Annotated in this window: 19 protein-coding genes and 7 pseudogenes; 22 read left to right on the top strand and 4 right to left on the bottom strand. The window is 53.5% G+C overall.

Annotated elements, in window-relative coordinates; genetic code table 11:
* The first annotated feature begins 101 nt into the window (after positions 1-101).
* Together cls and HLB35_RS15285 are read left to right on the top strand one after the other, a co-directional pair.
* A pseudogene (cls, locus tag HLB35_RS15280) lies at positions 102-1,519 on the top strand (cardiolipin synthase).
* Between the two features lie 115 nt (positions 1,520-1,634).
* Positions 1,635-2,546: pseudogene (locus HLB35_RS15285) on the top strand (LysR substrate-binding domain-containing protein); the annotation flags it as partial.
* A gap of 33 nt (positions 2,547-2,579) precedes the next feature.
* Here HLB35_RS15285 and HLB35_RS15290 read toward each other — a convergent pair.
* Entirely contained in the window at positions 2,580-3,689 is a 1,110-nt protein-coding gene (locus HLB35_RS15290) for a bifunctional nicotinamide-nucleotide adenylyltransferase/Nudix hydroxylase (RefSeq protein WP_171703234.1), read from the bottom strand.
* 224 nt (positions 3,690-3,913) lie between these two features.
* Between HLB35_RS15290 and HLB35_RS15295 the strand changes: the two are divergent.
* Both HLB35_RS15295 and HLB35_RS15300 read left to right on the top strand, forming a co-directional pair.
* Positions 3,914-4,836: pseudogene (locus HLB35_RS15295) on the top strand (YihY/virulence factor BrkB family protein).
* 65 nt (positions 4,837-4,901) lie between these two features.
* A complete protein-coding gene (locus HLB35_RS15300) occupies positions 4,902-5,177 on the top strand; it encodes an acylphosphatase (protein ID WP_171703235.1) in 276 nt (91 codons plus the stop codon).
* Positions 5,178-5,193: 16 nt separating this feature from the next.
* On the opposite strand, the gene HLB35_RS15305 is transcribed toward HLB35_RS15300, so the two are convergent.
* On the bottom strand, positions 5,194-6,156 hold the full coding sequence (locus tag HLB35_RS15305) for a D-2-hydroxyacid dehydrogenase (RefSeq protein WP_171703236.1): 963 nt from the start codon (positions 6,154-6,156) through the stop codon (positions 5,194-5,196).
* A 209-nt stretch (positions 6,157-6,365) separates the two neighbouring features.
* On the opposite strand from HLB35_RS15305, the gene HLB35_RS15310 reads away from it, so the two are divergent.
* From HLB35_RS15310 to HLB35_RS15370, 13 genes and pseudogenes are all read left to right on the top strand, one after another.
* Complete coding sequence (locus tag HLB35_RS15310) at positions 6,366-6,647, top strand: FmdB family zinc ribbon protein (RefSeq protein WP_171703237.1); 282 nt, start codon at positions 6,366-6,368, stop codon at positions 6,645-6,647.
* Positions 6,648-6,717: 70 nt separating this feature from the next.
* Positions 6,718-8,496 carry an aspartate--tRNA ligase gene (gene aspS, locus HLB35_RS15315; RefSeq protein ID WP_171703238.1) on the top strand — a complete coding sequence of 593 codons (1,779 nt, stop codon included), beginning with the start codon at positions 6,718-6,720 and terminating at the stop codon, positions 8,494-8,496.
* Between the two features lie 131 nt (positions 8,497-8,627).
* Positions 8,628-9,173 (top strand): crossover junction endodeoxyribonuclease RuvC, encoded by a 546-nt coding sequence (gene ruvC / locus HLB35_RS15320; protein WP_328732231.1) that lies wholly within the window; start codon positions 8,628-8,630, stop codon positions 9,171-9,173.
* A gap of 117 nt (positions 9,174-9,290) precedes the next feature.
* On the top strand, positions 9,291-9,896 hold the full coding sequence (ruvA, locus tag HLB35_RS15325; RefSeq protein WP_171703239.1) for a Holliday junction branch migration protein RuvA: 606 nt from the start codon (positions 9,291-9,293) through the stop codon (positions 9,894-9,896).
* An 18-nt stretch (positions 9,897-9,914) separates the two neighbouring features.
* Complete coding sequence (ruvB, locus tag HLB35_RS15330) at positions 9,915-10,952, top strand: Holliday junction branch migration DNA helicase RuvB (protein ID WP_171703240.1); 1,038 nt, start codon at positions 9,915-9,917, stop codon at positions 10,950-10,952.
* Entirely contained in the window at positions 10,949-11,359 is a 411-nt protein-coding gene (ybgC, locus tag HLB35_RS15335; RefSeq protein ID WP_328732235.1) for a tol-pal system-associated acyl-CoA thioesterase, read from the top strand. The genes ruvB and ybgC overlap by 4 nt, the downstream gene beginning before the upstream one ends.
* 67 nt (positions 11,360-11,426) lie before the next feature.
* Entirely contained in the window at positions 11,427-12,101 is a 675-nt protein-coding gene (gene tolQ, locus HLB35_RS15340; protein ID WP_171703241.1) for a protein TolQ, read from the top strand.
* Positions 12,102-12,113: 12 nt separating this feature from the next.
* Positions 12,114-12,551 (top strand): protein TolR, encoded by a 438-nt coding sequence (tolR, locus tag HLB35_RS15345; RefSeq protein WP_171703242.1) that lies wholly within the window; start codon positions 12,114-12,116, stop codon positions 12,549-12,551.
* Complete coding sequence (gene tolA, locus HLB35_RS15350; RefSeq protein WP_171703243.1) at positions 12,544-13,806, top strand: cell envelope integrity protein TolA; 1,263 nt, start codon at positions 12,544-12,546, stop codon at positions 13,804-13,806. The genes tolR and tolA overlap by 8 nt, the downstream gene beginning before the upstream one ends.
* Positions 13,739-15,025, top strand: coding sequence for a Tol-Pal system beta propeller repeat protein TolB (gene tolB, locus HLB35_RS15355; protein WP_171703244.1), 1,287 nt, complete (start codon positions 13,739-13,741; stop codon positions 15,023-15,025). The genes tolA and tolB overlap by 68 nt, the downstream gene beginning before the upstream one ends.
* Before the next feature lie 64 nt (positions 15,026-15,089).
* Positions 15,090-15,655 (top strand): annotated as a pseudogene (pal, locus tag HLB35_RS19035) (peptidoglycan-associated lipoprotein Pal).
* A 119-nt stretch (positions 15,656-15,774) separates the two neighbouring features.
* A complete protein-coding gene (ybgF, locus tag HLB35_RS15365; RefSeq protein WP_235937280.1) occupies positions 15,775-16,707 on the top strand; it encodes a tol-pal system protein YbgF in 933 nt (310 codons plus the stop codon).
* Positions 16,708-16,767: 60 nt separating this feature from the next.
* Positions 16,768-17,529: a YciK family oxidoreductase gene (locus HLB35_RS15370; RefSeq protein WP_171703245.1), complete on the top strand. Its 762-nt coding sequence runs from the start codon at positions 16,768-16,770 to the stop codon at positions 17,527-17,529.
* Positions 17,530-17,601: 72 nt separating this feature from the next.
* On the opposite strand, the pseudogene HLB35_RS15375 reads toward HLB35_RS15370, so the two are convergent.
* Together HLB35_RS15375 and ubiG are read right to left on the bottom strand one after the other, a co-directional pair.
* Positions 17,602-18,257, bottom strand: a pseudogene (locus HLB35_RS15375) (HAD-IA family hydrolase).
* Positions 18,254-19,000, bottom strand: a complete 747-nt coding sequence (ubiG, locus tag HLB35_RS15380; RefSeq protein WP_171703246.1) for a bifunctional 2-polyprenyl-6-hydroxyphenol methylase/3-demethylubiquinol 3-O-methyltransferase UbiG — start codon at positions 18,998-19,000, stop codon at positions 18,254-18,256. Before ubiG ends, HLB35_RS15375 begins: the two are co-directional and overlap by 4 nt.
* A 121-nt stretch (positions 19,001-19,121) precedes the next feature.
* Between ubiG and HLB35_RS19040 the strand changes: the two are divergent.
* The 5 genes and pseudogenes from HLB35_RS19040 to HLB35_RS18625 all read left to right on the top strand — a co-directional run.
* Positions 19,122-19,223, top strand: a pseudogene (locus tag HLB35_RS19040) (UTP--glucose-1-phosphate uridylyltransferase); the annotation flags it as partial.
* Between the two features lie 6 nt (positions 19,224-19,229).
* On the top strand, positions 19,230-20,522 hold the full coding sequence (locus tag HLB35_RS15385) for a nucleotide sugar dehydrogenase (RefSeq protein ID WP_171703247.1): 1,293 nt from the start codon (positions 19,230-19,232) through the stop codon (positions 20,520-20,522).
* 9 nt (positions 20,523-20,531) lie between these two features.
* Complete coding sequence (locus HLB35_RS15390; protein WP_171703248.1) at positions 20,532-21,326, top strand: coiled-coil domain-containing protein; 795 nt, start codon at positions 20,532-20,534, stop codon at positions 21,324-21,326.
* Positions 21,327-21,361: 35 nt separating this feature from the next.
* Positions 21,362-23,011, top strand: coding sequence for an autotransporter assembly complex protein TamA (locus HLB35_RS15395; RefSeq protein WP_328732251.1), 1,650 nt, complete (start codon positions 21,362-21,364; stop codon positions 23,009-23,011).
* Positions 22,906-23,237 (top strand): annotated as a pseudogene (locus HLB35_RS18625) (autotransporter assembly complex protein TamA). Before HLB35_RS15395 ends, HLB35_RS18625 begins: the two are co-directional and overlap by 106 nt.
* Positions 23,238-23,241 lie beyond the last annotated feature (4 nt).

Consider the following 23,241-nt stretch of genomic DNA (forward strand, 5'->3'; position numbering starts at 1 on the left):
ATATAAATTAAATAGCCAGCTCCGATTGACAAGTAAAACCTTGCCTTGAGCTGTTATAATAGCGTTTGATTTTTTGCCAATCGCACGTCAATGGAGTTGTTATGACCTCCTGGTTATGGGGAACGGGCCTGCTGTTGATACACCTTTTAGGTATTGTGTCGGCGGTTATGGCGCTTATGTCCAGTCGAACGTCCCAGGGGGCCATTGCCTGGATCATTTCCTTATTAACCTTTCCCTATGTTGCCGTGCCTGCTTACTGGTTTTTCGGTCGACCACGTTTTTATGGCTATGTATCGGCCAGGGGAGAGCGTGATAGCGTCTTGCGCCAGATGCTTAACCGCTATCGGTCCAATATGCTGCCTTACTGTTCGCCCTCGCTGACGGCGGATATTCAGGCAGTAGAGCAGTTGGCCATGATGCCGCTGACGCAGCAGAATCACGCGGAATTGCTGATTGATGGCAAAGAAACCTTTGAAAGCCTGTTTGCCGGAATTGATCGGGCAAAGCACTACGTGCTGATCCAGTTCTTTATTGTTCGCAATGATGTGCTAGGGCGGCGGCTGCAACACCATCTGGAACTGGCGGCCAAGCGCGGTGTTCGGGTGTATTTTCTATATGATGAAGTGGGCAGCCGAAAGTTGGATGAAGGGTATCTTAAGGATCTGTCCAATGTTGGTGTCAAGGTCAGTGCTTTCCGCTCATCACGCGGTTTCAAGCATCCTTTCCAACTAAACTTTCGTAATCATCGCAAGGTGTTAGTGGTGGATGGTGAGCAGGGCTGGCTGGGTGGCTTCAACGTAGGGGTGGAATATCTTGGAGAATCCAGCCGTCATGGGCCTTGGCGCGATACTCATCTAATGCTGGAAGGCCCGAGTGTGCTGGGGCTTCAGGAAGCCTTCTGGGAGGATTGGCACTGGGCGACAGGGGAGGTGATCAATCTACAGTGGCAGCCCATTGCCATGCCTGCCCCCAGTCATGATGTCGTTATTGTGCCTTCTGGTCCCGCAGATCGGTTAGATACAGCAAGCCTGCTTGTTCAGAGTCTGATCCATAGCGCCAACGAGAAATTATGGGTGACAAGCCCCTATTTTGTACCTGATCAAGGTGTCCAGGACGCTTTACGGTTGGCCGCAATGCGCGGTGTAGACGTACGGGTAATGATCCCTGAGCGCCCAGACCACTTGCTGGTATTTCTATCCGCATTTTCATTTCTGCCGGATATGTTAAGAGCGGGTGTTAAAATATACCGTTATCTTCCTGGTTTTCTACACCAAAAACAATACTCATCGACAAGAGCGCAGCTACCATCGGAACCATCAATCTGGATAATCGATCGTTCAGACTCAACTTTGAAATAACGGCTTTTATTCCTAGCACCGAGTTTGCGACTCAGGTGAGATTAATGCTTGAAGAGGATTTTGCCCAATGCCGTCGTGTGTCACTGGACGAAATTCAGCAGCGGCCTTTATGGAAAAAAGTCATTTCACGAGCGGCCTATTTAATGTCACCTATACAATAAATGCTTAATAGCGTGGGTCATTTACATGGAAAGCATCTGTTAAGCATGGTGGCCTGTCAGCTTTAGCGTTATTCATTATTATCGCAACACCCGTCATTTTTATAAGGAGTCTAGGGTGAATTTGGAAACCAAGTGGTTGGAAGATTTTGTCGCCCTGGCCAATACTCGCAGCTTTTCCGCATCAGCACGTCAACGCCATGTCACCCAGCCTGCCTTTAGCCGCCGGATTCGAGCACTCGAGCAGGCTGTGGACGTTACTCTGGTAGACCGTTCAACGACACCGGTTGGATTGACCTCAGAAGGGCAGCTGTTCCTGATCACAGCGCGCAACCTTGTTGAGCAGCTGAATGAATCACTGAGCCATCTGCGCGGATTGTCCATTGCCAATGAAGCGCTGGATATAGTGGCTGCTCATTCACTAGCGCTGAGTTTTTTCCCGCCCTGGATTTCCAGGTTGCAGAAAGGCCTTGGTGAGTTGCCAACCCGCTTGGTAGCCATGAACGTAGGTGAAGCGATACACGTACTGCGAGAGGGCAACTGCGATCTGATGTTGGCCTACTACGACCCTTTTGCCACCATGCAATTAGATGCTGAAGTGTTTCCATCTTTCTCGATTGGCAAAGTCAAAATGTTGCCCGTTTCCATGGCAGATAGGCAAGGTAACCCGCTATTCTCACTGCAAACGGATACGTCCATACCCTATCTGGCTTATACCCAGGGCGCCTTTCTGGGTCGCAGTGTGCGGATGCTGCTGAAAAATGATCCGCTACGTCTGAAATTACGCACCGTTTATGAAACCGCTATGGCAGAAGGCCTGAAAGGGATGGTGCTCCAGGGCGTAGGAGTGGCCTGGATACCTGACTTCTGCATTCGCGAAGAATTAAAGAAAGGCACTCTGGTGCGTGCAGGCGATGAAAGCTGGGATATCCCGCTGGAAATACGCCTTTACCGGTGCTCATTGGTGCACAAGCCGGGGGTTGAACGCCTATGGCGGCAAATGATGAAACTCCCCGTGACTTTCTTGAAGCCTAAACGCAAAGGACAACTCGTAAAGCTGATACTATCCACTGGTGCCAAAATTAGCCGGCAGCCCCAGAAAGTTCTGAATGATAAAAAAATGATCTTCAAACAAGCTGTCCGGCTCAAGATCGGCCAGCGCTATCCAACGTGCATGGTCTCCGCCTTTGACAGGTTTGAGCCGCGGCAACTGCTGATCTGGGCGCAAGGCAAAATAAAACGCTTCTGCCAGTGTTCTTCCTCGCCAGCTGCGGTGTGGTTCGTCAAACAGGCGCTGACCACGCAGCGAACCTTTCAATACCGGCTCAGGCACTTTTAGACGAATGCGTTCGCGCAACTCGCGCAGGCAGGCATCCAGTAAACGCTCATGAGAATTGATAAAACCACCAGGCAGCGCATAAAGCCCTTTGCCCGGTGCTGCTTTACGGCGAACAAGTAATACGTGCCCGGATTGAACGACCACTGCGTTCACCGTCACAAAAATAGGCGGATAGGGCGCTTCCGCCCAAGCTTTCCGGTATTGATCAAGCAGTTGCTGTTCCTCAATCAGGCGCAGATAGGCTTCTTCCTGACAAAACTGCTGAACGTATTCAATCACCCCAGGTGGCAAGTCATGAAAGGCACCGGTGCTGAGATAATCATTACTTGAGCCTTGAGAGCGAAACAGGCGCTCACGGATCTGGCTGGCTGAAATGCCTTCCACCACGGGTACACTGACAGACTCCCACTGCGGAAACAGTGAAAGATAATAACTGGACTGGCCACGACTGGCACCAATCAGGCCGATTTTTGCTAGCTTGCCATTTTCAGGAACGGTAAGATCACGTACACGCCTTTGTACGTCGCGTACCCAGACATCATCGTTATAGAGTGCATCCAGCAAAGGAGTAATCTCAAGGCGCTGATTCTCTTCATCGTCAAAACTAGAGGTCAGCATCTTCTGGCGGTCGTTGAACTGCCAGGGGTTTCGCAATGAGCGTGCCTGCCAAGCCGACCCCACCAGTACGATGACCTGACGCGCCTGTTTTAATGCCTCGCGAATGACGGCCACATGCCCTAGGTGAGGTGGCTGAAAACGGCCAATAAATACCAGGCAGTCGAACTCATAGCCTTTATTTGCAGCAGGGTGTTCAAGTGTTTGAACGCTGGGCATTGATGGCTCCAAAAGGTAAAGAGTTTGGCTGACATTACGCTGTTTAGCTGAGTTGCCATTATGGCAGTGAACCGGGCTAACGCAATTGGCTAACAGCCTGATAAGCGAATTTTATTCAGGTATGTTAACAACAATTCTTGATAAAACCATGACTGTTTGGTAGATCGGGCGTTAACCTTCGCCAAGTCGAAAAATAGTCAGTTAAATGCTACAAGGAAGATAAAATGCTCAAGCGCTCAGTGATTTTTTGGAGCCAGGTTATTAAAGATGCCGTCCAACTCTGGTTGGAGCGAAATGCCTTCAGTTATGCCGGCTCACTGGCTTTTTATACCCTATTTTCACTAGCCCCAACGGTCATTATCGCAGTCACCGTGATTGGTGTTGTGATGGGTGAAGATGCCGCTCATGGGCAGATTGTCGCTCAATTGCAGGAGACTATGGGTGTCGAAGCTGCCAGTGCCATTGAGCAGGCTGTCGCACAATCACGGATAAAAGAAGCCGGTATTTTACCTACTTTATTAGGGGTAGGTGCCTTATTAGTAGGCGCTACCACTGTGTTTGGTCAGATGCAGTTTTCACTCAACACCATCTGGGGGTCACTGCTCGTCCAACTGCCAATAGTGCATTGGTTTTCTTAAAAAATCGCTTTTTATCCCTAACCGTAGTGTTATCAATAGGCTTTATCCTGCTGGTGTCACTTGCCGCCGGGGTAGTCGTTCGTGCCATGCTCCAGGCAGCAGATAATTTGCTACCGTATACGAGCTTACTGGCTTCCAGCGCTGAATCCTTAATATCGCTGGGCGTGGTCATTCTGCTGTTCGCGACTATTTTTAAGGTATTACCGGATGTGGTACTGCGCTGGCAGGACGTCCTGATCGGTGCAGTGGTCACGGCGGTATTGTTTACCATTGGGCGCAGCGTGATTGCCATCTACCTTTCTCATACCGCTACAGCCTCTACCTACGGCGCTGCCGGCTCAGTGGTGATGATTCTGCTGTGGGTCTATTATTCGTCCTTGATACTTCTGTTTGGCGCAGCGTTTACACGCTCGCTATTGTTAAGGCGCAAAAGGCCTTTGATACCGCGCAATAGCGCTGTCATTGTACAACGCGAGTTTGTTGATAAAGACAGCGCCATGCATCAATAGCGCAGAAACTGCCTAGAAACAGCCGTTTGACACGGTTTTGAAATGATCTATACAAAGGAGCTTCCATGAAACAGTCCAGTGTACGGGCATGGATCACCGGTAAGGTTCAAGGGGTGTGGTTTCGTCGAGCCACCCAGGAACAGGCGCTCAAGCTGGGCCTCACCGGCTACGCCAAGAACCTCCCCGATGGGCGGGTAGAGGTTCTGATGTGCGGTTCCAGTGATAATGTAAACGTATTATCCCAATGGTTATGGAAAGGCTCTGAAAACGCTCAGGTCACCCACGTCGAGCTGGAGGTGCTTGATCAGGTTGCAGTGCCCGATCACTTTTCAACCTATTAGCAGTCAATAAGAGGCCTCAGGCAGACTCTTTCCAGGCCTGAATATTCTCAGCTGTCAGTCTGACAATATTTTGCCTTGCTTCCGGTGTGATCCAGGCGTTATGTGGCGTGACGATAAGGTTTAAGGGGATTGCCTGGCCTGTAGCGCCAGCGTGCAAAGCATCGAGTAGCGAGTGACCGTTTCGGGGCGGCTCTTCAGGGAGTACATCCACGGCCAGGCCGCCTAGCTGCCCCACCTTAAGTGCCTCAAGTGCGGCCACTTCATCAACAATGCCTCCGCGAGCACAATTGACCAGCAACAGCGATGATTTGGCCTTTGCCAAGCGCTCACGGTTAATCAAGTGGCGGGTATTTGCATTCAGCGGGCAATGCAGGCTGATAATATCGGCTTCTGGAAGCAGGTCATCCAGAGATGGGCGTGCGTCATTTGCCTCATTGCCGGGGCGGGCGGCAAAACTGACCTTCATGCCAAAGGCTTCTGCCAGACGCGCCACTTCACTACCCAATTCACCTTTTCCCACCATGACAAGCTGTTTGCCAGCAAGCTGAATGGTGGGATGATTCTGGAGGCAGAAAAACGCGCTTTGCTGCCACTTACCCTTAGCAATATCGGCCTGGTATAGCGGCAGGCGGTTAGCCAGGGTAAGCATCAGCATCAAGGTGTGCTGGGAGACACTGGCCGTGCCGTAAGCGTTCACGTTCATTATCTCTATGTTATGCGCCTTGGCAGCATCAAGATCAATATTATTGAGGCCGGTGGCCAATACACAGATCAGGCGTAAGCGAGGCAGCGCCTGTAAGGTGTCAGCATCGATGATCACCTTATTGACGATTGCAATATCGGCATCCTGTAAGCGTTCTATGGCCTGCTGTGGGGTGCTTTGCTGATAAACGTCAAGCTGATTCACTTGGCTTTCAATGGCAGTAAGATCAATATCTGGTCCCAGGCTTTCGGCATCGAGAATGACGGCATTAGCCATTTACATGTCCTTTCAGGTTATTCAGGTATGTTTTATGTAGTGCTTAACCTTGCTCGCCAGGGGCAACAAAAGGGTATAATACGTTCGCTTGATTATTTGCCATCTTGGAATTTCTCCGGCTGGCCGCATATACACTATGGCAAATCTTATAAATGCCATCACTTTGTCTTTGCTTCGATTTTCATGCGTTGATAACAGGAGTTTATAACATGCCCATCTATGAATACGAGTGCAAGGCTTGCGGCCAGCGTTTGGAAAAGCTGCAGAAAATGAGCGCAGACCCGCTGACCCAATGTCCAGAGTGTAAACAGGATACCCTGTCGCGTCTGGTATCGGCAGCAGGCTTTCGCCTGGCCGGAGGCGGATGGTACGAGACCGATTTCAAAACGGGTAGCAAGAAGAACCTGGTGGCTGACAAGTCCGACGGCACCTCTACCCAGAAGACGAGCACAGACAAAGGCTCAGCCAAGAACAGTGATGCTGCCGCCTGATAGCGCATCATTGGCTGTAAAGCCTGCCCAAACGTAATTTTATTAGCCACGAAACAGAACAGGATTTGACATGCGCAGCCATTATTGCGGCCAGCTGAATGAAACATTGGTGGATCAAACGGTTACCGTTTGCGGCTGGGTGCACCGCCGCCGTGACCACGGTGGGGTGATTTTCCTCGATATGCGTGACCGTGATGGTATTGCGCAATTTGTTGTGGACCCTGATACTGCCGAAGCGTTCGCTAATGCCGACCGTGCCCGTAGTGAGTATGTGCTGCGCGTGACAGGCCGCGTACGTCTGCGTCCTGAAGGCACCCAGAATCCCAACATGCCCACCGGCATGATTGAGGTTCTGGCCAAGGAAGTCGAAGTGCTTAATGCCGCTGCCACGCCGCCTTTCCAGCTTGATGAGCATGGTAAAGTTGGCGAAGAAGTGCGTCTCAAGCACCGCTATATTGACCTGCGTCGTCCAGAGATGATTGAAAAGCTGCGTCTACGTTCGCGTATCTCCCACAATGTGCGCGCCTACCTCGAAAATCAGGGTTTTCTGGATATCGAAACCCCAGTATTGACTCGGGCCACACCGGAAGGCGCCAGGGATTATCTGGTACCCAGCCGTACCCATGCGGGCAGTTTTTTTGCACTTCCCCAGTCCCCGCAGCTTTTCAAGCAGCTGCTGATGGTGGCCGGTTTTGATCGCTACTACCAGATTGCCAAGTGCTTCCGCGATGAAGATCTGCGCGCCGACCGTCAACCAGAATTCACTCAGATTGATATCGAGGCATCTTTTGTCAGCGAAGATGACATCATGTCGATTACCGAAGACATGATCCGTCAGCTGTTTAATGACGTGCTGGATGTCGAATTGCCGGCTTTCCCGCGGATGACCTGGCATGATGCCATGCAGCGTTTTGGCTCTGACAAACCTGATCTGCGTATTCCGCTGGAATTGACCGATATTGACGATCTGATGAAGCAGGTCGACTTCAAGGTTTTCTCAGGCCCTGCCAACGCTGAGGATGGCCGAGTGGCTGCCCTTAAAGTGGCTGGCGGTGCCAGCCTGTCGCGCAAGGTAATCGACGAATATACCAAGTTTGTCGGCATCTATGGCGCCAAGGGTCTCGCCTGGATCAAGGTCAACGAGCGTGCCAAAGGCATCGAAGGGCTGCAGTCGCCTATCGTCAAGTTCATGGAAAACGTGGTGGAAGAGCTGCTTGACCGCGTGGATGCCAAAGACGGTGATATCATCTTCTTTGGTGCTGACAAGGCGTCTATCGTCAATGAGGCGATGGGGGCGTTGCGCGTCAGAATCGGCGCTGATCTAGACCTTTACACCCATGAATGGGCACCACTGTGGGTGGTTGATTTCCCGATGTTCGAAGCTGACGGCAACGGCCGTTTAAGCCCATTGCATCACCCCTTCACTGCACCGGCCTGTTCACCGGAAGCGCTCAAGGCAGACCCGGCAGCGGCACTGTCACGCGCCTACGATATGGTGCTTAACGGCACTGAACTGGGTGGCGGCTCACTGCGTATCCATGACCAGACCATGCAAAGCACTGTCTTTGACATCCTTGGCATCGGTGAAAAGGAAGCCCGTGAGAAGTTCGGCTTCCTGCTGGATGCCTTGCATTATGGCGCGCCGCCCCATGGTGGCCTGGCCTTTGGCCTGGATCGCCTGGTGATGTTGATGACCGGAGCGACCACCATTCGTGAAGTCATTGCCTTCCCGAAAACCCAGAGCGCGGCTTGCTTGATGACAGATGCACCGGGAGATGTCAGCGCCGAGCAGCTTAAAGAGCTCAATATTCGTCTGCGTCAGAAAGCCAAGGCTGACGCCAGCGAATAAGCTATGTCTTGGACGCTGTCCTGAGTTTCTGAATTCCACCGACGTCAAATGGCGTCGGTGTTTTTTCAGCCATTTATTGTGTATCGCGATAGTCATTTTGGATAAACCGTCATGAAGCAGCAATCAACACCGTGTTAACCAAAGAGTTAACCGTGCGTATTCTGGGCATTGATCCAGGCTCGCGAATCACCGGTTATGGCGTTATTGATGTCCACCACGGTCAGCCTGTTTATGTGGCGAGCGGCTGTATTCGCACTACCGATAGCGCCCTGGAGCAGCGCCTGGCACAGATCTATGCAGGCCTGAGCGAAGTCATTGGCCAGCATCGGCCCAATGCGGTAGCCGTCGAGCGAGTGTTTTTGGCCAAGAATGCCGATTCAGCACTCAAGCTAGGGCAGGCCAGGGGAGCGGCGCTGGTGTGTATGGCTAACCATGGCCTGGCGATCAATGAATATGCCGCTCGTCAGATCAAGCAGACGGTGACCGGCCAGGGTGGTGCTGACAAGCTACAGGTACAGCATATGGTTACGGCGCTGCTGAAGCTACCGAGTACGCCCCAGGCAGACGCCGCCGATGCCCTGGCGATTGCCGTGACAGATGCTTATTCCCGCAGCGGGCTTTGGGTGCCTGCTCCACAGCGTCGTACCCGCCGAAGCAGTGGACGCTGGCGGTTATAGAAGAGCGGCCTTGAATATGCCCGTTCGGCAATCCACTGGCTATCTGTACAGATAAACTTTATATTAGCAGTCATCTAAAATACGTGATCTTTGCCTTGCTAAGGAGTGGGTAACCCTATGATTGGACGCCTGACAGGGCAGTTGCTGCATAAGCAGCCACCGTGGATTGTCATTGATGTGCATGGCGTCGGGTATGAACTCGAAGCGTCAATGACCGCACTGGTGGCGCTACCTTCCGTGGGTGAGCAGGTTTCTCTTTTTACTCATTTGACCGTACGTGATGACGCCCATCTGCTGTATGGTTTCGTGCGGGAACAGGAACGCGCGCTGTTCCGTGCCTTGATAAAAGTCAACGGTGTGGGGCCCAAGCTAGCCTTGGCAATTCTGTCCGGAATGGATGAGGATGCCTTCATGCGCTGCATCCGCGATGACGACAGCAAGGCGCTGACCCGTTTGCCCGGCGTTGGCAAGAAAACCGCAGAACGTCTGATTATCGAAATGCGCGACCGCTTTACAGAATGGGAACAAACTTCCAGCGAACCCTCACTGCTTGACCCGCAAGCCAATCCCCAGCACCGCAATGCTTTGGCAGATGCGGAGTCAGCCCTGGTCAGTCTTGGCTATAAGCCTACCGAAGCAGCAAAAATGCTGTCAGGCCTGGAGGCAGATCAGCCAACGGAAGCCTTGATTAAAGCGGCGTTGACCCAGCGCATGAACAGTTAACCATGGGTGAGGAGCAGCATGCTTGAACATGATCGTCTGATTGCCGCAGCACCTGAACAGGGTGAAGTCCGTCTGGATCACGCTATCCGTCCCAAACGCTTGGCTGACTACATTGGCCAGCCGCGTGTACGTGAACAGATGGAAATCTTTATTGGTGCGGCCAGACTGCGGGAAGAAAGTCTTGACCATACACTGGTATTCGGACCTCCAGGGCTAGGGAAAACCACTCTGGCCAATATCATTGCCGCAGAAATGGGGGTCGGGCTCAAGTCAACCTCAGGACCGGTCCTGGAGCGGGCGGGCGACCTGGCAGCGATGTTAACTAACCTGGAAGAAGGCGATGTACTGTTCATTGATGAAATACATCGGTTGTCGCCCGTAGTGGAGGAAGTGCTTTATCCAGCCATGGAAGACTTTCAGCTTGATATCATGATTGGTGAAGGGCCTGCAGCGCGCTCGATCAAGCTTGATCTGCCGCGTTTTACCCTGGTGGGTGCCACTACCCGTGCTGGGCTTTTGACATCGCCCCTGCGTGATCGTTTTGGCATTGTCCAGCGGCTGGAATTCTATAACCTTGCCGAGCTAACCGAGATTGTTACCCGTTCCGCGCGCCTGCTGGAAGTGCCTTCCACCCCGGATGGCTGCGAAGAGATCGCCAAACGTTCCCGGGGAACACCGCGAATTGCCAACCGCCTGTTAAGACGGGTAAGGGATTACGCCGATATCAAAGGACGTGGTGAAATCGACACGCCGATTGCCGATGCGGCACTCAATATGCTTAACGTTGATCATCACGGCCTCGACCATATGGACCGGCGCCTGCTATTGGCCATGATGGATAAATTTGACGGCGGCCCGGTCGGGGTAGATTCCCTCTCCGCGGCGATCGGTGAAGAGCGCGACACTATCGAAGATGTCATTGAACCCTATCTTATCCAGCAGGGCCTGATGATGCGCACCCCACGTGGGCGTGTGGTCACTCGCCAGGCCTGGTCGCATTTCAGTCGCGTTCCCCATGAACAGGCTGCAGACGCAGGTGGAGAAATCCGACCATGACAACAACACCCTCTTTTAGCATGCCCGTCAGGGTATACATGGAAGATACCGATGTCGGCGGAATTGTCTATTACGTCAATTATCTCAAGTTCATGGAGCGGGCGCGCAGCGAATGGTTGCGTCGTCACTGCATTAATCAGCAGGCGTTGCTGGTCGAAAATACTCAGTTAGTGGTCTATCGTCTAACCTGCCACTATGCAAAGCCCGCACTGCTTGATGATGCCTTGACAGTGACGGCCTTGGTGACAGACGTTGGGCGCTGCAAGGCTACTTTCGAGCAAGTAGTTGAACGTGAAGAGGAACTACTTTGCCGTGCCACGGTCGAGATAGCGTGTTTGAATGCCAGAACCATGAAACCCAAGAGATGGCCAGCTCAGGTACTTAAGGTGTTTAATATCAGTGAGTAATGACTGATGTCAGCTAATGCCCATGATGCCTTTAGAGACGACGAGGATAACCGTGAACGAAAACAGTATGTCTATACCCCATTTGGTCATGAGTGCCAGTACCGTTGTCCAGCTGGTCATGGTGCTCCTGGTGATCGGATCCCTATTGTCATGGGTGGTGATCTTTCAACGCAGCTTTGCGCTTTCACGGGCCAAATCGGCTTACCAGAAATTTGAAGAGACCTTCTGGTCAGGTGTTGATCTGAACGATCTGTATCGGGAAATTCCAGCGGATGATCAGCGCCAGGGGGCAGAGCATCTATTTCAGGCAGGGTTTCGGGAATTTCATCGTCTGATGCCGCGCAACTCTCAGCCTGACCAGGTGCTTGAAGGGGTTCAACGCAGTATGCGCGTCGCCTGGTCGCGGGAAGAAGAGCGCCTGACCAAGCATCTGGTCTTTCTTGCAACCGTTGCCTCTGCCAGCCCTTACATCGGCCTGTTTGGAACGGTATGGGGCATCATGGGCTCCTTTCAATCGCTTTCCATGACGCAGCAGGCCACCCTTGCCACCGTGGCGCCCTGGATTGCTGAAGCGCTTATTGCCACCGCCATGGGGCTATTTGCCGCGATTCCAGCGGTTATCTTCTATAATCGTTTATCCAACAGTTCAGCGCGCTTGCTGGGTAAGTACGAAGACTTTGCCGAGGAGTTCTACGCCATTTTGCACCGCAATCTTCAAGGGCGTGAGCCAAATACCCAGTAAGGGAGACGTGGTATGCAAGGTCCTTTTAATCGCAACAGCCAGCGTCGACCGATGGCAGAAATTAACGTTGTGCCCTTTATCGATGTCATGCTGGTGCTATTGGTAATTTTTATGATTACGGCTCCCATGCTGACACAAGGGGTGCAGGTTGAATTGCCGCAGGTATCCTCCCAACCGATTGATACCCCTGAAAACACTGAACCAGTGATCGTTGCGGTGGATCAGGAAGAACAGTACCACATCACCCTGGGGGAAAGTAGTACACAGGTAACCCCTGATGAGCTTGCACAACGGGTCGTGACAATACTCGAGCGCAGTCCTGATTCTGCTGTTCTGGTACGCGGCGACCGTAATGTGGCCTATGGGCAAATTGTTACTCTGATGAGTACGCTGCAAGGTGCAGGGGTTGAGAATGTCGGTCTGATATCCGAGCCACCGAATAATGACTAAAGGTAAGAAAACCATCGCTTTTTTGGGCCGCAAGCGTCACAAGTCCGACGTTGGCTATGGGTTGCCATTGATTCTTGCGGTCACGCTACATGCCCTTGTCGTGGGGCTAAGTGTTATCAGCTTGCCTTCCCAGGATGACACACCGGAATCGTCATCCATTGTGCAGGCGACTTTGGTGAGCACCGAAACCTTTACCGATCAGGCCCAGCAGCCATTTGAGCAGCCTACGGCAGATGTGCCAGAAGAAAGCCAGAAAACAACGCTGCCAGACCCTGGCCCTACGGCACAGGATATAGCCACTGAGCAAGCTGAAGCCCAACGCCAGCGAGAGGCAGAAGCCGAAGCTCAACGCCAGCGAGAAGCCGAAGCCCAACGCCAGCGAGAGGCAGAAGCCGAGGCCCAGCGCCAGCGAGAAGCCGAAGCCGAGGCCCAGCGCCAGCGAGAGGCAGAAGCCGAGGCCCAGCGCCAGCGAGAAGCCGAAGCTCAACGCCAGCGAGAAGCCGAAGCTCAACGCCAGCGAGAAGCCGAAGCCGAAGCTCAACGCCAGCGAGAAGCCGAAGCCGAGGCCCAGCGCCAGCGAGAAGCCGAAGCCGAAGCTCAGCGCCAGCGAGAGGCAGAAGCCGAGGCCCAGCGCCAGCGAGAGGCAGAAGCCGAGGCCCAGCGCCAGCGAGAGGCAGAAGCCGAGGCCCAGCGCCAACGAGAATCCGAAGCTCAGCGCCAGCGCCAGCGAGAGGCAGAAGCCGAGGCCCAGCGCCAACGAGAAGCCGAAGCTCAGCGCCAGCGGGAAGCAGAGGCCGAAGCCCAGCGCCAGCGGGAAGCTGAAGCCCAGCGCCTGCGAGAGGCCGAAGAAGCGCGTCGCGCTGCTGAACTGGCTGAAAGGGCACGTCAAGCTGAACAGGCGCAAAACAGCTTTACCAACATAGTAAAAAATCTGGTGGAACAGGCATGGATCATTCCGCCTGGAGCCAGCAATAATGCTGCGGTGACACTCAACATTCGTCTGGGTCCATCAGGAGAAGTCCTGGCGACGTCAGTGGTTTCATCCAGTGGCGATGGAAGTTTTGACCGTTCTGCCCAGCAGGCTGTCGAACAGGCGGCGCCCTTCAGTGAGCTCCGCGATGTACCTGCTGAATTTCAACGCAATCTGCGCCAGTTTAATCTGCGCTTTACTCCGGGGATGTTCGCTGATGTCAATGTTAAGACGAATAGGGATGTTGCTGGCTTTGTGTCTGTTGAGCAGCACAGCGTATGCTAACCTCACCATTGAGATTACGCGGGGCAGTGAGCGTGCCTTGCCGCTTGGTGTTGTGCCTTTTGAACAGGCCAGCGAACTGTCTGAGGATGTAGCGCAGATTATTCAGGATGACCTGCAGCGCAGTGGCTATTTTGATCCTCTGGAACGTAGCGCCATGTTCGAACAGCCAACCCGTGCCGACGAGGTGGAATTTGGCCCTTGGCGATCCCTGGATGTTCGCTATCTGGTGGTCGGGAATGTCGAAGAAACGGCTGATGGATACCGGGTTAGTGCTGCCTTGATGGATATCAGCGGTCAGCGCCAGATGCTTACTGAAAGCGTTACCACCCAACGTAATGGCCTACGTAGTGCCGCTCACTACCTAAGTGACCAGATCTTTGAAGCGATTACCGATATTCGCGGCGCCTTCTCGACACGGATTGCCTATGTCTCCGCCAGTGGCGTGGGTGATAATATGCAGTTTACGCTTTATGTGGCTGATAGCGACGGACGCAATAACCAGGAAGTTCTCAGTTCGGATCAGCCCATCCTGTCGCCCGCATGGTCGCCAGATGGCGAGAAGCTTGCTTACGTCTCCTTTGAGTCCGGGCGTCCAGCCATTTATGTGCAGCAGGTGGCCTCAGGCCAACGTGTCAAACTGACCGACTTTGAAGGAATCAACAGTGCTCCGGCCTGGTCGCCTGAAGGCAGACGCCTGGCTATGTCGCTCTCCAAGGATGGCCAGCCTGAAATCTACATCATGAACCTGGCGGATCGCTCACTAACGCGTATCACCAACAACAGCAGCATTGATACTGAACCTTCATGGGCGCCGGATGGGCGCAGCCTGTTGTTCACTTCGGATCGTAGCGGTGGCCCGCAGATCTACCGCTATTCGCTTGCGAGCCAAGAAACACAGCGGCTTACCTTTACCGGCAATTACAACGCTAGAGGTCGCTTTTCACCTGATGGCGAGGATATCTTTCTGATTCATCGTTCCAGTCGCGGCTATCAGGTAGCGCGACAGGATCTGTCCAGCAATCGACTCGTGGTGCTGAGCGACTCCTCTCAGGATGAATCTCCCAGCGTAGCGCCTAACGGTACTATGGTCATTTTCGCCACCAAGCGAGGAGGCAATGGAGTATTGAGTGCGGTTTCCGCAGATGGTCGATCGTCTTTCCGGCTACCGTCACCTCAAGGTGATGTACGGGAACCTGCCTGGTCACCGTTTATGGATTAATCCATAAATGTTTTCAGCTAACTCAGGTTTCATTTCTTTTACTGTTCAGACAAGGGGTCTGATAATGCAAGTCAAATCACTGGTTCGTTTATTTGCTGTGGCGTTCTCAATCACCATCATCGCGGGCTGCTCCAGTACGGGGGCACTCAGGGGAGTGATGCCTACGGCACCCAGCAAGGTTCAGGTAGCTCTTCCGGTAGCAGCTCGGCCGGTGCTTCGACCACAGGTATCAGCGGTACTGGGCAGTACGGTTCGACATCTGGCAGCAGGTCATCAGCTGGGCAACAGGCAGATTCCAGAATTCCTTCTGCACGTACCATCTACTTTGATTTCGACCGCGACACGATCAAAAGTGAATTTGAATCTGTTGTCATGGCTCACGCCCGTTACCTGCGCGCCAATCCAAGTGCCCAGGTCACTCTTCATGGTCATACTGATGAACGCGGCACCCGTGAGTACAACCTGGCACTGGGTGAACGTCGTGCAAATGCTGTTCAGCGTTTCCTGAATATTCAGGGCGTTTCCAACAGTCAGATGAGCGTGGTGAGCTACGGCGAAGAGCGCCCGGCAGCCCGTGGCAGCGATGAAAGTGCCTACTCCCAGAATCGTCGGGTTGTCTTTGATTATTAAGCGGCCAGTGCTGTTAACCGGCCAGTGAACTAATGTTGAGCAAAGGGCAGTGCTGTCTTGGATACGCGTTGGATCCACAGATCAGTCACTGCCTTTTGTGTTTGAATTAAGGTGGTTTTATGAATCGCAGTCTCGCAATATGGCGCCACAGCCTGTCAGAGCCGAAAAGGCCTGCAGCTCATCATGGTAAAACGCTTTTTGGACTGCCCGCTTGTGCAATGGGGCTGACGTTTTCGCTGAGCCTGATGACTGCTCCGGTAGCGCTTGCCCAGCAGCCCATCGTGCAGGACCTATCGGCGTCATCGACAAGCAGTTTTTATCAGCAGGCGGATACCCAGACAGCGACTGATGGTGCGCTGGTGATGTTTAATCAGGTTCAGGAGCATCAACGGGAAATTCAGGAGTTGCGCGGCCAGATTGAGAAATTACGCTACGAGCTCGAGCAGTTGCGCAATCAGGGCCAACAGCGCTATCTGGATACCGATGACCGTCTGACAGCGTTGGAAAGTAGCGTTTCTACCGATAATGTCGAACAATCTTTGGATGGCGACGTTATACCTGTCAATACTTCTGAGTTGAATAACGCATCTGAAGCTAGCGACGAGGCAGCGGAGGTTTCCACCGAAGAAAACGATACTCCTGTGTCTGACAGGCCTAGCGCCAGCACAACATCTCCAGAAGTACAGGAAGCCTATCAGGCAGCCTTTGCTTTTGTCCAAGCGCGTGAATTCGATGACGCAATTAGTGCTTTTAATGCGTTTGTTGCTGATTACCCGGATACCCGCCTGACGCCCAACGGTTATTATTGGTTAGGTGAGTTGCACGCTGCCAATGACGATCTGGGTGACGCTGAAGTATCATTTGAAAAGGTTATCAATGATTTTGACGGTAACAACAAGGTGGCAGATGCGCTCTACAAGCTTGGCCTTGTGAAAGCCCGCCAGGGAGAAGCCGAGCATAGCCGCGAACTGCTGAACCGGGTACGTGAAGACTTTCCGGAAAGTAGCGCCGCCGGGCTTGCGGGTGATTTTCTGCGCCAGATGCCCGAGTAAAGCCGTTCCGATAAGCTCATTTCAATAACATCGTCTATCTATTCATTTAAAGGAAATGCCATGAGCTGCAAGATTGACTACCAAGCGCCTGCTGATCTTCTGGCAAATCGTATTATTCTGGTTACCGGCGCCGGTGACGGTATCGGCCGAGCAGCCGCTCTTGCTTATGCTCGTCATGGTGCCACCGTCATCTTGCTGGGCAGAACCATCGCTAAACTGGAAAAGGTTTACGATGAAATTGAAGCGGCAGGTGGCCCGCAGCCGGCTATCTTTCCGCTTAATTTTGAGGGCGCCACGCTCAAGGACTATCAGGATATGGCGCAGACGCTGAACACAGAGTTCGGGCGCCTGGATGGCATCTTACACAACGCAGGCTTACTGGGGCGCATCACCCCGTTTGAGCAATATAACCCTGAGCTATGGGCGCAGGTCATGCAGGTCAATATCAATGGCCCCATCTGGATGACCCAGGCACTCTTGCCTTTGACGGAAGCATCTGAGGATGCTTCTATCATCTTTACCTCATCAAGTGTTGGTCGTAAAGGCCGTGCCTATTGGGGCGCTTATTCTGTTTCCAAGTTTGCCACTGAAGGCTTTATGGAAGTGCTCGCAGATGAGCTTGATAACCAGCCTAACGTGCGGGTAAACACCCTCAACCCAGGGGCGACGCTGACCCAGATGCGGCGCACCGCCTACCCAGGCGAAGACCCGGAGACCTTGCGTACGCCGGAAGATATCATGCCCACCTATCTGTGGCTGATGGGCCCTGACAGCACGGGTATCAGCGGTGAAAAATGGGATGCCCAGCCGCCGCGTAGTTAAGATATGAACAGCTAAGATATGAAAAGCTGGGGCTTAAAATATAGGGGTTACAATATAGGTTAATGAGAAATATCAAGATGGCTTCGGCAAGGCGTTGACCAATTCAGCGCAGTCGGCAAACCACACATCTGACGGCCATTTCCGGTAGTCGTCCTGTTCAGCGATATAACCGTAACCCACCGCCACAGCATGCATATTGGCCGCTTTGGCGGCTTCCATATCGCGCAGATGGTCGCCAACATACCAGCAGTCTGCAGGTGCGACGCCCAAGCGGCGAGCAGCTTCCCATAAGGGCTCAGGGGCAGGTTTCTTGACCGCCAGGTCATCTGCACACAACAGGGCACCCGGAGAGAGCGTCAAGGCCTGCAGTAAAGGTTCTGTATAGCGACGTGGCTTGTTGGTCACAATGCCCCAGGGCCTTTTCAGCGTTTCCCATTGATGCAGCCACTCGTCCAGCGGCGAAAAACTCGGCTATGAGTAGCAACCGCCTGCTCGTAGGCATCCAGCAACCACTGCCTTGCCGCACCATGTTCTGGTGCACTGGCCTCCAGCCCCAGTGCCAGAGTGACCAAGGCGCTACCACCGTTGGACACTTCTCTGCGAATAGTCGCAAACGGCAGCGGCGGCAAGCCGTGATGCCCGCGCAGCCGATTGGTTGCATTAGCCAGGTCAGGGGCGGTGTCAACCAGGGTGCCGTCCAAATCAAACAGAATAGCCTTGGGCGTCATGCGTCATCACCTCGACGACAATGCATCATGTAGTTGACCGATACATCATGCGGGTCGAGCCGATAGCGTTTCAGTAGTGGGTTATAGGTCAGGCCGGTTTGCTCGCTGACCTCAAGCTGGCTGGTTCGGCACCAGGTCGCCATTTCCGAAGGGCGAATAAACTTGGCATGTTGATGGGTGCCACGCGGTAGCAAGTGGAGCAGGTACTCGGCGCCTACAATGGCAAAGGCATAGGACTTGGGCGTACGGTTCAGGGTAGAGAAGAAGACGTGCCCGCCCGGGCGTACCAGCTGGCTGCACGCGGCTACTACTGAAGCGGGGTCTGGCACGTGTTCGAGCATTTCCATGCAGGTCACCACATCGAACTCTCCAGGGTGATGGCTGGCAAAGTCTTCGACGGCACACAGCTCATAGTGGATCTCAACGCCGCTTTCCTCTGCATGCAGACGAGCTACATTAAGAGGGGCTTCTCCCATATCAATGCCGGTGACCTCGGCGCCGCGGTGAGCCATGGACTGGCTGAGGATTCCGCCACCACAACCAACATCAAGCACACGTTTTCCAGCCAGCCCGGCGCGCGCGTCAATAAAGTCCAGGCGCAGTGGGTTGATATCATGCAACGGCTTGAATTCACCGGTCTTGTCCCACCAGCGGCTGGCCAGGGCTTCAAATTTTGCCACTTCGGCAGGGTCAACGTTGTTCTGAGAACCCGGTGCGGTACTATCCTGAGGTATTGCTTGCATTTTTAGCTTCCTGCGTCGTTAAACGAGCATGAACCCGTGTGTGGGTGTGTATAGGTGTGTCGTGTATGATAACCATTCTATCTAACCATTCCTGGGTCGTAACGCATAAAAGGACCTTTGTATGATTCGTAAGGTTGTACTTTCCGTAGCAGGCTTTGGCAATCGCTGTTTACCGGCTTCCATGTCAATCCCGAAAGAGATGACTTGTTATACCCGGGAGCCTTGAGCGATGCGGATATTTATCTACGGTAGTGAGCTAAGTGCGGCAACGGCTGCCGCCGCGCTTTCCTGGGTGGGGCATCATGTGCATTGGCTTGCGCATGAATCTGAGCCCTGGGAAAAGCTTGAGCTGGCTGGCTGGATGCACCGTGAACCCCACCTGCTGAAACAGCTTGAGGAGAGCAGGGCAGAAGGCACCCTGACCATCGAGCAACAGGCAGACGCTATTTCTCAAGCGGATGTCATTTGGCTGGCGTTATCTCCTGAACAGCGCAGCGATGCGGCTAGTCTGATCACCCGCGCTTCCGCCAAGGCACCCGCCAGCCTGCTGCTGATCAACAATTCGACCTTTCCCGTTGGGGAAACCGAGCGCCTGCAAGGGCTTTTGCAAGAAAGCCAGCTGGGAGTTGCCCTGCCAGATATGCTGGAAGAAGGCCGCGCATGGCTGACGTTTACACGGCCAACCCGTTGGCTACTCGGCTGCGACGATGCGGAAAGTGAACGCTTGGTCAGGGAATTACTGCGGGCTTTTAACCGTCGCAGTGAAATTTTTCAGAGTATGCCCCGTCGAGCTGCCGAACTTACCAAACTGGCGATTAACGGCATGCTGGCGACACGGATCAGTTTCATGAATGAAATTGCCGGGCTGGCAGATACACTCGGGGTAGATGTTGAGTACGTTCGTCAAGGGATGGGCGCCGATACCCGTATCGGCTTTGAATACCTGTATCCGGGGTGCGGTTTTGGTGGCCCCAACTTTTCACGCGATCTGATGCGCTTGGCGGATGTCCAGTTTTCCAGCGGCCGGGCATCGGCATTGCTTGAACAGGTCATGGATATCAACGAAAACAAGAAAGAAACCCTGTTTCGCAAGCTGTGGGCGCATTTCGATGGCAACCTCCAGGGTAAGACCATCGCTATCTGGGGCGCGGCATTCAAGCCGGGCACAGCACGCATTGACCAGGCGCCGGTATTGACGCTACTGGAGTCACTCTGGGCACAGGGCGTCAAGGTGCAACTGCATGACCCGGCGGCCATTCCTGCTCTGCTGGACGCCGTTGGTGAACGTGCCGACCTGACCACCTTTGAGGATGACCCCTACCTGGCTTGCGAGCAGGCTGATGCCCTGATGCTGGTAACCGAGTGGAAAGCCTACTGGAATCCTGACTGGCAGAAACTGCACCAACTGCTCAACGCCAAACTGATACTGGACGGACGAAACATCTATGATCCAGCATTTGTGGCAAGCTGTGGCCTAGACTATCGAGGTATCGGCCGCCGCGCCGACGTCATCGCCCATTGAGGAGAACCCATGTCTGAATCCGCTGCGTCAAGACGTATTGTCCCTGATGTTGAGCAAAGCGTCAGTGCACAACATCTGCGCTACCGGAAGGGCCCTGCCATCTGGCCGATCTGGCTGGCCCTGGTGGCCATATCAGCACTGCTCGCCGCTGCCGCCGCAGGGCTCTGGTATGAACGCGAACGCCTGCTTGATGAGGTAAATGGGCTTAGCGGCGAGGTCTCCAATATGCATGCTCGGCTGGATTCTGGTGATACTCAGGTAGAGGAGACCATTACGCTACTGCAAGCTCAGATGAGCACCCTGTTTCAGGAGCAGGATCAGTTGGGGATGGCATTGAACGATACACGTAGCGAGCTTTTCAGTTTGATACCTGCCAGCGAGGATACCGTATCGGCAGAGACCCTGGATAAGCTGATGGAACAAATCAGCTCCCAGCAGGAAGCAGCCGCTGAACGTGATCGCCAGTTGTCGGAACTTGACACTTCCCTTGAAGCACTTGAACAGGCCAGCACCCAGGCTCGGCAAGAACTGGTAGATGAAATAGCCAGCCTGATAACACAACTTGAACGTCAGGAATCTGGCCTGTTGGCAAACATAGAAGCGCTGAGAGCAGAGCAACAAGTCCTGCAGAATCGTGTACAGGATCTGGAAGAGGCTAATATCGTCAGTTCTTCAGAGGTGACAAATCAAATTGCCGCGGCACAACAAACCTGGCAGGAGGAACTGAATGCTCTGGAAAGTGATCTACGTCAGATCAGGCAAGCGCAATTGGCCTTCAGCGCTCAGTTGGAAATGCTCAGATGACAACCGGCTGAGCCATTTAGCTAGGAAACGAATCCATGGATAATTCTTGCCGAGGAAAGGCAATCAAGCGATTACTGACGGGCAGTGTGTTATCGCTGGTATGCGTCTCATCTTCACTATGGGCGTTTGAGGTTAACGTCGAAGGGGTTGAGGAGGAGGTCAGCGACAACATCAATGCTTATATCAAGGCGCTCAAGGTGAATGAGTTTTCCGAAGTGCGCCTGGAAGGCGAAATTCGCAGACGCGTTGCTGAAGCCATGCGGCCTTTCGGGTATTACGAGCCTGATATCAACTTGACGCTGGAAGATGGCAAAAGCGGCGTTAACATACAGATTGATCCCGGTCAGCCGGTGACGATTGAAGTCTTATCTCTCGAGCTTAATGGCGACGCCAGTGAGGATGCTCCCTTTGTCAGGGCTGTCGAGGATTTCCCGCTAGAGCAGGGAGATGTGCTGCGCCATAGCCCTTGGGATAGCCTACGCGACCGGCTATCGACTCTGGCTCTGGAGCGTGGCTACTTCAACTGGCAGTTTGCGGATAGACGCATGGAAGTAAGGCCCTACTTGAACAGTGCGCGCCTTTATATGGATTTCGATAGCGGGCGGCGCTACCGCTTTGGTGATATCCATACAAGGGGAAGCCACATAGAGCCTGAGCGCCTTGAAAAAATGCGGCCCTTTGAGTTGAACGAGCCATACCTTGCCGAATCAATCGCCGAATACAATCAGCGCCTGTCAGAAACTGGCTGGTTCAAAGCCGTTACTGTACGCCCACGCTTAGCTGATCCGGCAGAACTGATGACAGTGACACCGACGGAACAATCCGCTTCCATGTGGTGGCAGGAAGCGACTGGGCGTGAAATAGCCGATAGCTCACCGTTAATTGAAAATATCAGCCTGGATGCCATGCGCAGCGCCCTGAACGTCAGTCCTTCGGACAATGTCTCAATGCCCATTGATATCAGCGTTGAACCCGCTGATCGCCACCAGTTCGAGGTGGGTGTCGGATTTGCTACGGATGTCGGGCCGCGGATGAGCTTTTCCTGGCAGCAGCCCTGGGTCAACCGCTTTGGCCATAGCCTTGACAACGACCTGTATATTTCGGCACCTGAACAGCGATTCTCCGGTGAATACACTATTCCACTGGATGACCCCCTCAAAGATAGCTATCAGCTGCAATACGGTATCAAGCATCAAGACGATAATGACACCCGTACCCTGGAAGGTTCCCTGCAGATTGCCAGACGCTGGAAATTCGATAACGACTGGGAGCAATCTGTCTATGTACGCACCACTTACGAAGATTTCACCCAAGGTGGGGAATCAGACAAGGTCTGGTTACTTTATCCCGGTGTGCAATGGACGCGTATCCGCACCCGTGAACAGCGCTTTCCCGTCTGGGGTGATCGCCAGAAACTGTCGATCGAGTACTCAGATACGTTCTGGGGGTCTGATGCCCAATTCCTGCGGGTCAACGGCGATACCCAGTGGATCCGCATGATCGGTAACGACAACCGTTTTGTCGGTGGCCTGGGTATCGGCGCTATTGAAACGGATGACTTTGATCGTATCCCCCATCCTTGCGCTTTTTTGCGGGCGGAGACCGCAGCGTACGGGGTTACTCCTATGAAAGCCTTTCACCGCGCAATGCCGAAGGGCGGCTGCGCGGCGGACAACAGCTGCTGACAGCCAGCCTTGAATATCAACGCAGAGTGACAGGCAACTGGTGGGGGCGGCGTTTGCTGATACCGGCGATGCCTTCGACAATTGGGGCCCTGACAGCCTGAAGACCGGCGCCGGACTCGGCGTACGCTGGGTCTCGCCGGTTGGGCCCATTCGTCTTGATGTCGCCCATCCCTTTGATCACGAAGACGATTGGCGATTGCATTTCTCTATCGGGCCTGAGTTCTAGGAGT

The sequence above is a fragment of the Vreelandella azerica genome, assembly GCF_013112225.1.
Taxonomy (GTDB): Bacteria; Pseudomonadota; Gammaproteobacteria; order Pseudomonadales; family Halomonadaceae; genus Vreelandella; species Vreelandella azerica.